The sequence below is a fragment of the Microvirga terrae genome, from assembly GCF_013307435.2.
GTDB classification, from domain to species: domain Bacteria; phylum Pseudomonadota; class Alphaproteobacteria; order Rhizobiales; family Beijerinckiaceae; genus Microvirga; species Microvirga terrae.
Genome location: NZ_CP102845.1, coordinates 3,748,962 through 3,761,669, shown reverse-complemented (window position 1 = coordinate 3,761,669; position 12,708 = coordinate 3,748,962). Strand labels below are relative to the sequence as shown.

The window sequence follows — 12,708 nt, the reverse complement described above, 5'->3', positions numbered from 1 at the left end:
TTTTTTACCCCACTTTTTATTCTTCGCTCCTAGGGAATGAGGCAGGAACATCAAAGAAATGGTCGCGTTGTTTTTTCGAATAGTTGAGCTGGGATAGCAGGAGAGAGGGATGTTCCGCACACCTGTAGCTTTGGTCGGATTGGCTGGGGCTTTCTTCGTGGCCGGAAGCTTCGCACCATCGTCCTTCACCATGTCTCCGCTGGTGCAGTCGGAAGCCCTGGCTCTCGCGGCTCCAGTCTCGGTGAGGGGCGATCGGATCGCGGCGCCTGTTCCGTCGAGCAGGCCGGCAGCGGTTTCGATCGTGGAGTTGGTCGGCGTGTCCAACGCTGCCGTGATCCTGCGGGACCAGGAAGGCAAGGTGCTCTACAAGTCGGATCCCCGCTCCGGCACCACGACCTTCGCGCGGGACACGGACCTGCCGGTCGTGACCCTCAAGGAGGAGGTGCAGGGCCCGGTTGCACAGCACCCGGTCCGCCGCCAGGAGGGCAATGAGGCTCCGCAGAACCAAACCCAGAAGCCGAAGAGCCGCAACCCCATCGGCTGTGTCGGCGACGTCTCCCCGCTTGCCAAGGCGAGCGCCAACCGGATGCCGAGCCTTTGCCTCGCTTTCCTCGAGCAGTCGCTGTCCTGAGGAGTTGATGTCCGGCATCTCGCATCGGGCGAGCGGCTTCTCCGGTGAGCCGGCTGTCGTTCGGTCTGGTCCGTTGCATCCCTTCAGCGGCGGGCAGCCCGGGTCGCACGATCCGGCCGGAACCAATCATCGTCAGGACGGTTGCCGTTATCGGCATGGTTGATGTTGCCTGTCAGCGTGCAGGCGGCACAGGTACTTTGCCGCCATAAAATATTAATAAGTATTCATCTTAGAGTTTCGGAATATAGACGCCGATAACATTAGCTTGATCCAGCGGATATTCGGAACGGAGGCTGGGGCTGCGCGTTACATCCCCGCGCACTTCGGTGCACAACGCGATTTTAACCGATCCTCAGGAGAAATAAGCAATGCTGAAGAAGCATATGGCGGCTTGCCTTGTCGTGACGGCTTTTGCGGCCGCGCCCGCACTCGCACAGACTTCGTCCCCGTCGGCTCCGACCGATCGCCCGGCTGCTTCTGGCGCGGGCTCGACCACCACGGGCTCGCCGGCCATGCAGCCAGGTGCCTCCGGATCTTCCTCTTCGGCGCAGTCCACGACCACCATGGGCCAGAACAGCGCCATGCAGGGTCAGTTCATCACCAAGATGGAAACGAACCACGTCATGGCGTCCGATCTGATCGGCACCAAGGTGGTCAGCGCCAACAACGAATCGATCGGCGACATCAATGACGTGATCCTGGACCGCAACGGTCAGATCATGGCGGCCGTCGTCGGCGTGGGCGGCTTCCTCGGCATCGGCGAGAAGGATGTGGCCGTTCCGTTCAAGTCGCTCGAGTTCATGACCAGCCAGCAGGCGCAGGCCATGGACAGCAGCCGCAGCGGCAACAACAACGTGAACACCACGGGTTCGACAGCCGGCTCGACGGCGACCACGGGCAACACGACCACGATGGGTTCCGGCACGGCCGGCTCGACCAACACCGCGGCGAACACCTCGTCGAGCAACCAGAACCAACCCGAGCGCGTGGTTCTTCGGATGACGAAGGCCGAGCTCCAGGCTGCTCCGGCTTTCGATGAGGACGGCGACAACAGCGCCAACCGTTCGACGACCGGCACCACCACGGCTCCGAAGCAGTAACCGCAATCGCGGCTTCTGCCGGCAGGCGGCGTCTGAGGTCACTCAGGCGCCGTTTTGCTGTGTGCGGCGCCCACCCGTCGCGCCCATGCCGACAAGCGGGCGCGACGCATCCCCCGGCTGGGTTCGCTCTCCCAGGCGCGACCGGACTTGTTGCCGCACAAGGAACCGAGGGTTGACGCATACGTTGCCGTTCCAAGCACGATGAGAATGCGGAGGAAATGATCATGACTGCCACGAACGAACTGGACGCGGTTCTCTGTCAGGAAGAGCTTCCGGACGAATTCTCCCGGCTCGCCTCCAGCTCCCCGCCTCGGGACAAGACATCCGTGGCCTCCATGCTCAGCGGAATCATCCCGGTCTGCTCGCAGGACGAGGTCACCTGTCCGCTGCTGCTGAGGAGGCATCTTCTCGTTCCCGCCTTGCCGCATGTAGTGCCGACGGGAAGCCGCCCGCATATCTGAGGTCTGTTCTCTGATGCTTGAAGTGCTCCCATGCTCGAATGCGCCACGGACCGTTGCGGTCCTGCTCCATCCGAGCATCGTACCCGTCATCGACGTTTTCCGGTCGCTCGACCTCCTCGAGGATCAATATGACTTGGCTCTTCTCGACGGGCCCGAGCATGGACTGACCGCCCACACTGGGCCTGACGCCGCCAAGGCCATCGTCTCGGACGCCCTTCTGCTGGCCTTCGCCTTGACGCGCCAGCGCGGCAGACCGTTCTCCTATCGTCCTGTCGGATCCCGTCATGGGAGCCTGGACGAGTTCTGCCTGCTCACCCTGATCGCCTCCTCGCGCAACCTCGCGTCCGACTTGGCCGTCGACGCCGCGACGCTCCTGGATGTCGCGTCGCTCCATTTCATGGGAGCTCTGACCGGGGAGATCGTTCGACACATGGATGCAGGGGGGCTGGTGTTCGTGCTTCCGAGCCTGCCTGAATTCAGAGCCATGATGGGGACAGGATCTTCCGAGGAGGTCCTTGTCGAGGCCGCCCCGGGCAAGGTGGGGCGCAACCTGAGGCACTAGCCCAGGGTTCTGGCTCCAAACCGGTGTCTTCCTACAAAGACTCCTGCCGTCCATCTGTTCAAATCGTTCTCCCGCTGCCACGATAACGGTCTTCGCAGCCCAATCTTCCGGAATCAGGAATGGCCGTCATCGGGTCTCTCGCGTGAGGCGCATCGCAGCTTTCGCCCTGATGGCGCTCATCTGGGGTTTGACCTGGCTGCCGATGAAGGTTGCCTCGGAGGTGGTCCCGCCGATCTTTCTCGCGGCGATGCGCTTCCTCCTCGCAGCACCCTGCTTTCTCCTGGTCGCGCAGATTCAGGGCCTTCCTGTCCGGTCCGGCGGGTTCAGCCGCATCGTGGCTGCCTCCCTGCTGATCACGACCGGCTGCTACGGCTTCCTGTTCTGGGGCGTCGCGAGGGCGCCGAGCGGTTTGTCCGCCATCGTGAATCTGTCCCTGATGCCCATCTTCCTGGTGATCATCGGAGCGCTCTACGGGCAGGAGCGGATCACACTGCGAAGGGTCGCGGCTATCGGGTTCGGGATTGTGGGTCTTGCCCTTCTCTTCTCCGGTCGAACGGGCTCCGCTCAGGATGGCGCCACGCCGGTTTTCGGCCTCATCGCCGTTGCCATCGGGACCGTGTCCTACGCATGGGGTTCGGTGATCAGCCGGCCGCTGACCCTGGCCATGCCGCCGCTGATCCTCGCCTTCTGGCAGAGCCTCATCGGCGGCGTTGCGCTGGTCCCGGTCTCCTTCGCGATCGAGGGATATGATCCCGCATATTTCGCGGCGCTGTCCGACCCGAGGGCCCTTTCCGGCCTGGGGATCCTGGTGCTGGGCGGCTCGCTGGTCGCTTTCTGGATCTATCTGGGGCTCGTGCGTGACTGGGGCGCCTTTCGGGCGGGACTTTATTCTTTCATCAGTCCGATCATCGCGGTTGCCGCCGGAGTGGCTTACGCCCATGAACCGTTCGGCTGGGCGGAAGGTCTCGGCATGGGCATCATGCTGGCCGCTACGGCCCTGTCGCTGTTGGAGAAGAGGGCCGTGTCAGCGGCGCGATCCGGTTGAGATTGCGGTAAGCCAATGAAGACCTCAAAAAGTAAAGGGGCCGTCCAGCGGCCCCTAAACCAATCGTTGTCGGAAAAGAACTACTCCTGGTTGCCGCGGGTGTTGCCCGAGGCCTGACCGCCCTTGCGGCCAGCTTCCGAGGCGAGTTCGCGATCCTGGGAGAAAGACCGCTTCTCGGCCGGAACGCTTTTACCGCCTTTGCTTGCGATCTCGCGCTGCCGGTCAGAGTCCATCGACGCGAAGCCACGCTTCGAGGTCGAACCACCTGCCATTTATGCCTCCTTATCAATGGTGTCCGTGTTTCTTCAACCGCAAGGGGATTCGATGGTTCCGGTAGGTTTGATCGAACCTTTGCAAAAATTTTCACGAAAATATTCAAATGCGTCGAATTGTTACGCTTAGCAGAGAGATTTAAGCCGCGGAAACGTGGCAACAACTTGTCCGTGGGAATAAGAACCAAAAAGGTACTTACCTCGATACCAGTTCCTCCGATGCGTTCTATTTGCGAATAAGGTCGTGGCGAAGGTAAGTAGTAGATCCTCGCCTGTCCGGAACTGAGAAGGGTCCTTTTGCGCAAGACGGTGAGGACTCTCGGAGGGACCGTCCTCGCTGTGACCGAAAGAGATGATTATCACCCGTGATGCCTGTAAAAGGCTCGTCGCGGGTGTTCGTGGGCGGGCGCCTGCAACCTTCGTATCGCAGGAAGAGAGGGCGGGATGACCTACGACGACAGCAATGTGTTCGCGAAGATCCTACGGGGCGAGCTTCCCTGCCACAAAATCTACGAGACAGACCGGATCCTGGCCTTCATGGACGTCATGCCCCGAGGGGACGGGCACGTGCTGGTCATCCCGAAAAACAAGGCCCGCAACCTCTTCGACGTCGATCCCGACGATCTGGCCGAGCTGGCGAAGGCCGTTCAGATCGTCGGGAAGGCTGCCAAAACGGCGCTCTCGGCCGACGGCCTGACGATCCAGCAGTTCAATGAGAGCGCCGGCGGACAGGTGGTCTTCCACATTCACTTCCATGTGATCCCCCGCTTCGAGGGCGTGGCGCTGAAGCCCCATACGGGCCAGATGGAAAAGCCCGAGATCCTGACCGAACTCGCGTCCAGGATCCGTGCCGCGCTGCCCGCGGCGTGACAGGCGGCGGCCCTGCACGTCGTCGCTGCCGCTTGAACCCGGCCCGTAACAGCGCTCACTTCATGTCGTTGCCGGCCTTGTGCCGGTGATGCAGATACGACTGGCGGTGCGCGTCAGATGACTGGTGTGGCCGGGACAGCCCGGCCATGACAAGACAGGGCTCCAACAGGATGCTCGAAGCTCAGTCCGTCCAGTCGAGCGAGCGGGCGACGGCCCTGTCCCAGACGGCGTTCAGCCGCTCGCGCCGGGCCGCGTCCATGGCCGGATTCCACCGCCTGTCGACGGCCCAATTGCGCACCAATTCATCCGTCCCGCTCCAGAAGCCCGTCGCCAGGCCGGCCGCATAGGCGGCGCCCAGGGCCGTGGTTTCGATCACCCTGGGCCGCACCACGGGCACATTCAGGATATCGGCCTGGAACTGCATCAGAAGCTCGTTGACGACCATTCCGCCGTCCGTGCGCAGCTCCTTCACGGCGATGCCCGTGTCCTTCGTCATGGCGTCCAGCACCTCGCGGGTCTGGAACGCGGTCGCTTCCAGCGCCGCGCGGCCGATGTGACCCTTGTTGGCGAAGCGCGTCAGGCCGCCGATGAGGCCGCGGGCATGCGCGTTCCAGTGCGGCGCATAGAGGCCCGAGAAGGCCGGCACGATCGTCACGCCGCCATTGTCGTCGACGCCGCGGGCGAGGGTCTCGATCTCGGCACTCGACCCGATGATCCCGAGATTGTCGCGAAGCCACTGCACCAGGGCACCGGCGATCGCGATGGAACCCTCGAGGGCATAGACGGTCCTGGCCTGGCCGAACCGATAGCCCACGGTGGTGAGCAGGCCGCATTTCGAAGGGTAGGGGGTCTCGCCGGTGTTCATGAGCATGAAGCAGCCGGTGCCGTAGGTGTTCTTCGCCTCGCCCTGCCGGAAGCAGGCTTGCCCGACGAGGGCCGCCTGCTGGTCGCCGAGGATGCCCGCGATGGGAACGCCCGCGAGTCCGTCGGCCGCCTCCCCATAGACCTCGCTTGAGGAGCGGATCTGCGGGAGGCAGGCCCTCGGGATGTCGAAGAGGTTCAGGATCTCCTCGTCCCAGGCAAGGCTCCCGAGGTTCATGAGCTGGGTGCGGCTGGCATTGGTCACGTCGGTGATGTGGCAGCCGCCCCTGACGCCGCCAGTGAGATTCCAGACCAGCCAGGTGTCGATATTGCCGAACAGCACATCCCCGGCGGCCGCCCTCTCGCGCGCGCCCGGAACGTTGTCGAGCAGCCAGCGCAGCTTCAGGCCGGAGAAATAGCTCGCCAGCGGCAGGCCGGTCCTGTCGCGCAGGCGATCGTGCCCGCCGTCGCGGGCGAATTCCTCGACAACGGGATCGACACGGGTGTCCTGCCAGACGAGGGCGTTGTAGAGCGGCCGGCCGGTGCGCCGGTCCCAGATCAGCGTCGTCTCGCGCTGGTTGGTGATGCCGATGGCGGCGAGGTCGCGGGGCGACAGCCCTTTCCTCGCCAGCGCCTGCTCGATGACCCCCTGCGTGTTGCGCCAGATCTCGAGCGGATCGTGCTCCACGTGGCCGGGCCCGGGATAGATCTGCTCGTGCTCCTTCTGGGCGACCGACACGATGGACCCGACCTTGTCGAACACGATAAAGCGCGAGCTGGTCGTGCCCTGGTCGATGGCGCCGACGTAGTGAGCCATGTCCTTCCCCAACCCTTCTTGCCCCAACCCTTATTGCGCGGCGACGGAGGCCGCGTTCTTCGTGGTCAAGTAGGCATCGATCCTGGCTGGGGCGTCAACCGGCACATGCAGGCCGAGCTTGGAGCGGCGCCAGAGGATGTCTTCGGCCGTGCGGGCCCATTCGCGGCGCACGAGATAATCGACCTCCGCGGCCGTTAGCCCGCCGCCGAAATCCTCCCCGAGATCGCCCATGGACGTCGCGGAGCCCAGAAGCTCCTCGATTCGCGTGCCGTAGGCACGGGCCAGGCGATGGGCGAGGGGCTCCGGCAGGAAAGGCCAGCGCTGACGGACCGTGGCGAAGAAGCGGTCGAAATCCGCATTCGGCATGTCGCCGCCCGGCATCTTGGCGTCTTCCGTCCAGGCGGGCTTCATGGTCGGGAAATAGGCCTTCAGCTCGTCGAGAGCGTGCTCGGCGAGCTTGCGGAACGTGGTGATCTTGCCGCCGAAGATCGACAGCACCGGCGCCTGGCCCTGTGGAGCGTCCATGTCGAACACGTAGTCGCGGGTCACGGCGGAGGCGTTGGAGGATCCGTCGTCGAAAAGCGGCCGCACGCCGGAATAGGTCCAGACCACGTCGGCCGGCGTCACCTGCTTCTTGAAGAAGTGGTTTACCACGTTGCAGAGGTACTGGATCTCGTCCTGGCTGATCTCGACCTTCTTGTCCGGAACCGACTCGACCGGGATGTCCGTGGTGCCGATCAGGGTGAACTTCTCCTGGTAGGGGATCGCGAAGACGATCCGCTTGTCCGTGTTCTGGAGAATGAAGGCTTCCTTGGTGTCGAAGAGCTTCGGCACGACGATGTGGCTGCCCTTCACCAGGCGCACGTTCTTCGTAGTGTTGAGGCCGAGCTTGGCGTTGAGCACGTCGGCCACGAAAGGCCCGCCGGCATTGACGATGACCTTGGCGCGGATGTCCTGGACCTCGCCCGTGTCCACGTTCTGAAGCTTGGCGACCCAGAGATCGCCGTCGCGCCGGGCGGAGACGAGCTTGGTCCGGACCCGGATGTCGGCACCCTTTTCGAAGGCGTCGAGGGCGTTGAGCGCCACCATGCGGCTGTCCTCGACCCAGCAATCCGAATAGACGAAGGCGGTGTCGAAGCCGGGCTTCAGGGCTTGGCCGGCCGGGTGCCGGGTCAGCTTGATCCCCTCGGTGCCCGGCAGCTTCTTGCGCGGCGCCAGATGATCGTAGAGGAACAGGCCCAGGCGCACAAACCAAGCCGGGCGGATGCCCTTCTCGTAGGGAAGGATGAAGCGCAGCGGCCAGATGATGTGGGGGGCGGATTCCAGCAGGCGCTCGCGCTCGAACAGGGCCTCGCGCACCAACCGGAACTCGTAATATTCCAGGTAGCGCAGGCCGCCATGGATCAGCTTGGTGGAGGCGGATGAGGTGTAGCCGGCCAGGTCGCCCTGCTCGCAGAGCACGACCGAGAGTCCCCGGCCCACAGCGTCGCGCGCGATGCCTGCACCGTTGATGCCGCCGCCCACAATCAGAAGATCAGTCACTGTCGTCACGAAACTCGTCTTTCATCAAAGCCAAGCGATTCTGCCGCTCAGCACATGAGTTCTTTAGCCGTCTAACGCAAGGGGTTTCTCAGGGCTTTCAGGCCCCTTTTGAAACACCAATACAAGGATGAAGAAGCCGAGCGCAAGACAGGACATGCCCAGGCAGAGAGCCATCACGGCCGCATAGCCTCCCCACCAAGCCCAGAGCGCCCCGAAGACGAAAGGGGCGGCCGCCGTGGTCAGCCGGACCGGCATGGCGATCATGCCCTGGACCGTGCCGTAGCTCTCGCGCCCGAACAGCTCGGACGGCAGCAGGGCCCGGACGATCGTCATCATCCCGTTCGAGGCCCCGAACAGGAGGGCAAAAACCGCCACGAGCCAGAAGCTCACCGGAGTGAAGGGCAGAAGCGCGAAGGCAAGAAGGCCCAGGGTCAGCACGATGATGCCGAGACCCTTCATGCCGAAGGCGCGTTCCCCGAAGGCCATGGCGAACCGGCCGACGACCTGCGCGGGCCCGATGAGCGAGAACGCGGCGACGGCCATCTCCAGCGAGAAGCCCTTCTCGACGAGAAGTGGAATCAGGTGGATCGGCAATCCCGCCGCGATGACCCCCTGCAGGACGGACGAGGCGACAAAACACCAGAAGGACATTCGCCGGAGGACCCATCGGGCGTGTGCCGGAGAAGGATGGGCCGGTCCGGCATCCGGATGAGGCGGCGTCCTGGGCGGGGCGCTCGGGATCGTCAGGGCATGCAGGGCCGCGCAGATGACGATGTTGAAAGCGGCCAGAACGAGCAGGGCATTGCGCCAGCCCAGATGCTCGATCAGCAGATGCGTGATGGGAATGAAGACCGTGCTGGCGAAGCCCCCGACCAGGGTCATGAAGGTGATGCCGCGCCGGGCCATGAATCCGAGCCTGCGGGTCAGGACCGCAAAGCCCGGTTCATAGAAAACAGTGCTCATGGCAATCCCCATGCCGATCCAGATCAGCACGAAGGCGGGGTAGCTTCCGACCCATGACCAGAGCATCAGAAGGGTTCCGGCGAGGAGGGACCCGCCGGTCATCACCGCCCGGCCATAGCCAAGGTCGATGAGCCGTCCCACCGGCACGGCGCAGAAGGCCGAAGTCCCCAGCGCCAGGGAATAGGCCGCCATCAGCTCCGACTTGCCCCAGCCCAGCTCCCGGCCCATGGGTTCGACGAACAAGGCGAAGGCATAGAATATCGTGCCGTAGGAGATCAGCACGTTCAGAGACAGAGCGGAGACAAAGGCCCAGGGCATGCGGGCGGGGGCGGACATGAATCCAGTCTTATCCCTGTCGAGACCTCGGTGTCAGCCCTAAAGCATCAGACCCAAAAGTGAACTTTGGAACGATGGGATGCACCTTCTCAGGCCCGCGCCCGTCCTGGGCAGGCCAGGAGGGCCCGCCGGCGAAAACCGGATCCTTTTCCCTCCCGATGCGCCAGAGGTTGACGGATAGGCTTTTAGCCCCCATATGCACGGCAGGCGACGGCGTCCGGCAATCGGAACGCTTGAGCGGGACTGCGTGACGGATATTCGCGGAACGGCGAAGACCCCGGTCCCCTTCTTCAATCGCTCAATCATACGACGGCCCCATCACGCGGGCTCTCGCCTCAAGAGCCCTGAAGCGCCTTTGCTTTATCAAGCCGAACCTGCTTTGCGGCTCACCGCATCCGTTCGAAAGACGTTACCACTTTGACACTCTTCACCGATTTCGGATTGGCCCAGCCGATCCTGAAGGCCCTGGCGGCCGAGGGCTATGAGAAGCCCACCCCGATCCAGGCCCAGACCATTCCCTATGCCATGGACGGCCGAGACGTCTGCGGCATCGCCCAGACCGGCACCGGCAAGACGGCCGCCTTCGCACTGCCGATCCTCCACCGCCTGAACGCGAACCCGAAGCCGCGCAAGCCCAAGAGCCCCCGCGTGCTCGTGCTCAGCCCGACCCGCGAGCTCTCGGGCCAGATCGCCGACAGCTTCAAGGCCTATGGCCGGAACCTGCGCCTCACCACGGAAGTGGTGTTCGGCGGCGTCACCATCTCCCGTCAGGAGAAGGCGCTCGCCCAGGGCGTCGACGTGCTCGTGGCCACGCCGGGCCGCCTGATCGACCTGGTGGACCGTCGGTCCCTGTCGCTCCGTGATATCGAGATCCTCGTCCTCGACGAGGCCGACCAGATGCTCGATCTCGGCTTCATCCATGCCCTGAAGCGCATCGTGACCCTGCTGCCGAAGGAGCGCCAGAGCCTGTTCTTCTCGGCCACCATGCCGAAGACGATCTCGACGCTGGCCGATTCCTTCCTGCGCGACCCGGCCCATGTGGCCGTCACCCCGGTGGCGACGACCGCGGAGCGCGTGGAGCAGAGCGTCATGTTCGTGCAGACCAACCGCAAGCAGGTGCTGCTCGAAACGCTCCTGCGCGATCCGTCCATCGACCGCGTCCTCGTCTTCACCCGCACCAAGCACGGCGCGGACAAGGTGGTGCGCGGCCTCGACAAGGCCGGCATCGCCGGAGCGGCCATTCACGGCAACAAGTCCCAGCCGCAGCGCGAGCGTGCGCTCGCCGGCTTCCGCGACGGCTCCTGCCGGGTGCTGGTGGCGACTGACATTGCCGCGCGTGGCATCGACGTCGAGGGCGTGACGCACGTCATCAACTACGACCTGCCGAACGTGCCGGAGTCCTACGTCCACCGCATCGGCCGCACGGCCCGCGCTGGCGCGACGGGTCTCGCCATCTCGTTCTGCAACGACGAGGAAAAGGCGTATCTCAAGGACATTGAGAAGCTGACGCGGCTTAAGGTTCCGGTCATGCCGCTGCCGGAGGGCCTGCCGGCCGCGCCGGCGGCCGGCGAGGCGTCCGAGCAGCGTCGCGAGCAGCCGCAGCGCGGACGTCCGGCACCCCATGCCCGCGGGCATCAGGGCCACGGCCAGCCGCGCAGCGCCGACCCGAACGCCGAACGCGGTCCGAAGCGCCGTCGTGGACGCGGCGGAAAGCCGGGTGGCACCGCTCAGCCGCAGGGCGGACAGCCGACCGGGAATCAGCAGCGGCCCGCGCAGGGCCAGCGCCCGGCCCAGGGCCAACGACCCGCTCAGGGCAAGCCGGCCTCCAACCGCCAGGATGGACGCCGCGGTGACGGAGCCCAGGTGGCGTGGCTCGAAAAGAGCCCCCGCCGCCGGTAACAATCGTCAAAGGCGCCTTCGGGCGCCTTTTTCTTGCGCAATGGCCCATCGCGTCCAGCCCATGGCATAGAATCTGCGGTACGAGCCACGCCCAAAGGAGAGACACTTCATGGCCAAGCGCGCTGGAAGCGCCGATCTGCCGCTGCATTCCGGCCATGTGCCGAAATGGCTGGCCGACCGCATGACGCGCCTGGGCGGTGTGGTGAGCGAGGCCATCGTGCATCACTACGGACGCGACGAACTGCTGCGCCGGCTCGCTCATCCGTTCTGGTTCCAGTCGTTCGGCGCCGTGATGGGCATGGATTGGCATTCCTCGGGCATCACCACCAGCGTCATCGGGGCCCTGAAACGCGGACTCACGCCGCTCTCAAAGGAACTCGGGATCCATGTCTGCGGCGGGCGCGGCAAACACTCGCGCCAGACGCCCCATGAGCTGATCGCCATTGGTGAGCGCGTCGGCTTCGACGGCGCGGCTCTGGCGGACGCCAGCCGGCTCGTGGCCAAGGTCGATAGCGCGGCGATCCAGGACGGTTTCGACCTTTATCTTCACGGCTTCATCGTCACGGACGACGGCCGATGGGCCGTGGTCCAGCAGGGCATGAACGATGCCTCGCGGCAGGCTCGCCGCTACCATTGGCTGTCCGAGGATCTGGAGAGCTTCGTCGACGAGCCGCATTCGGCGATCGACGGCAAGGGGCAGGGCACGATCGTCAACCTCACCGACCGCCGCGCGGCGGCCTCCCGAAAGGCCCAGATCGACATTCTCGATTCCCTCGGACCCGACGGCATCGCCCGCAAGTTCCTGGCTCTCGAGGAGCGTGAGACGGAGCCTGCGCCACAACCCCTTTTGCCGCATCTGGTGATGCCCGAGCACCACGACGTTCGCGCCAAGGACGTGGTGCTGCGACGGCTGCACGGGAGCCTTGCGGCGGCAGCCGATCGAGGCCCGGCGGATTTTCCCGATCTTCTGATGACGCCGGGCGTCGGGCCGCGGACCGTGCAGGCGCTGGCCATGGTGGCCGAAGTCGTTCACGGCACACCCTGCCGCTTCAGCGATCCGGCCCGCTTCTCCTTTGCCCATGGCGGCAAGGACCGGCATCCCTATCCGGTTCCCGTCCGGGTCTACGATGAAACCATCCGGGTGCTGAAATCGGCCGTCCAGAAGGCAAAGCTCGGGCAGCAGGAGGAGCTGTTCGCCCTGAAGCGCCTCGACGATCAGGCTCGCGAGCTGGAACGCCATGCCAGCGGGCCCGATGTGGAGGAGCATATCCGGCAGGAGCGCGCCAAGTCGCATGCCTACGGCGGCCGCTCCGTGTTCGGGGACGAACCGCCGCCTGCATGATGCACTG

The 12,708-nt window shown here is 64.6% G+C and carries 12 protein-coding genes; 8 read left to right on the top strand and 4 right to left on the bottom strand.

From position 1 onward, the window contains the following. The first annotated feature begins 109 nt into the window (after positions 1-109). The 5 genes from HPT29_RS17715 (at position 110) to HPT29_RS17695 (ending at position 3,799) form a co-directional block, all read left to right on the top strand. Positions 110-631, top strand: coding sequence for a hypothetical protein (locus tag HPT29_RS17715; protein WP_173948521.1), 522 nt, complete (start codon positions 110-112; stop codon positions 629-631). A 368-nt stretch (positions 632-999) separates the two neighbouring features. Then, entirely contained in the window at positions 1,000-1,731 is a 732-nt protein-coding gene (locus HPT29_RS17710; RefSeq protein WP_173948520.1) for a PRC-barrel domain-containing protein, read from the top strand. A gap of 224 nt (positions 1,732-1,955) precedes the next feature. After that, the gene (locus HPT29_RS17705; protein WP_173948519.1) at positions 1,956-2,192 is read left to right on the top strand and encodes a hypothetical protein; all 237 of its coding nucleotides are present in this window, start codon (positions 1,956-1,958) and stop codon (positions 2,190-2,192) included. A gap of 13 nt (positions 2,193-2,205) precedes the next feature. Further along, positions 2,206-2,754, top strand: a complete 549-nt coding sequence (locus tag HPT29_RS17700) for a hypothetical protein (RefSeq protein ID WP_173948518.1) — start codon at positions 2,206-2,208, stop codon at positions 2,752-2,754. Between the two features lie 142 nt (positions 2,755-2,896). Continuing rightward, the gene (locus HPT29_RS17695; RefSeq protein ID WP_259060139.1) at positions 2,897-3,799 is read left to right on the top strand and encodes a DMT family transporter; all 903 of its coding nucleotides are present in this window, start codon (positions 2,897-2,899) and stop codon (positions 3,797-3,799) included. Between the two features lie 80 nt (positions 3,800-3,879). Here HPT29_RS17695 and HPT29_RS17690 read toward each other — a convergent pair whose 3' ends face one another. Then, a complete protein-coding gene (locus HPT29_RS17690) occupies positions 3,880-4,071 on the bottom strand; it encodes a con-10 family general stress protein (RefSeq protein WP_009494027.1) in 192 nt (63 codons plus the stop codon). A gap of 444 nt (positions 4,072-4,515) precedes the next feature. On the opposite strand from HPT29_RS17690, the gene HPT29_RS17685 reads away from it, so the two are divergent. Continuing rightward, on the top strand, positions 4,516-4,941 hold the full coding sequence (locus HPT29_RS17685) for an HIT family protein (protein WP_173948517.1): 426 nt from the start codon (positions 4,516-4,518) through the stop codon (positions 4,939-4,941). 181 nt (positions 4,942-5,122) lie between these two features. Here HPT29_RS17685 and glpK read toward each other — a convergent pair whose 3' ends face one another. Genes glpK through HPT29_RS17670 form a run of 3 tightly spaced genes read right to left on the bottom strand, consistent with a single transcriptional unit; the run spans position 5,123 to position 9,460 of the window. Beyond that, a complete protein-coding gene (gene glpK / locus HPT29_RS17680; RefSeq protein WP_173948516.1) occupies positions 5,123-6,619 on the bottom strand; it encodes a glycerol kinase GlpK in 1,497 nt (498 codons plus the stop codon). Between the two features lie 30 nt (positions 6,620-6,649). Beyond that, complete coding sequence (locus HPT29_RS17675) at positions 6,650-8,170, bottom strand: glycerol-3-phosphate dehydrogenase (protein ID WP_173948515.1); 1,521 nt, start codon at positions 8,168-8,170, stop codon at positions 6,650-6,652. Between the two features lie 54 nt (positions 8,171-8,224). Next, complete coding sequence (locus tag HPT29_RS17670; protein ID WP_173948514.1) at positions 8,225-9,460, bottom strand: MFS transporter; 1,236 nt, start codon at positions 9,458-9,460, stop codon at positions 8,225-8,227. Between the two features lie 417 nt (positions 9,461-9,877). Here HPT29_RS17670 and HPT29_RS17665 point away from each other — a divergent pair, with 417 nt between their 5' ends. Beyond that, the gene (locus tag HPT29_RS17665) at positions 9,878-11,359 is read left to right on the top strand and encodes a DEAD/DEAH box helicase (protein ID WP_173948513.1); all 1,482 of its coding nucleotides are present in this window, start codon (positions 9,878-9,880) and stop codon (positions 11,357-11,359) included. Positions 11,360-11,468: 109 nt separating this feature from the next. Continuing rightward, the gene (locus tag HPT29_RS17660; protein WP_173948512.1) at positions 11,469-12,701 is read left to right on the top strand and encodes a DUF763 domain-containing protein; all 1,233 of its coding nucleotides are present in this window, start codon (positions 11,469-11,471) and stop codon (positions 12,699-12,701) included. The last annotated feature ends 7 nt before the right edge of the window (positions 12,702-12,708 follow it).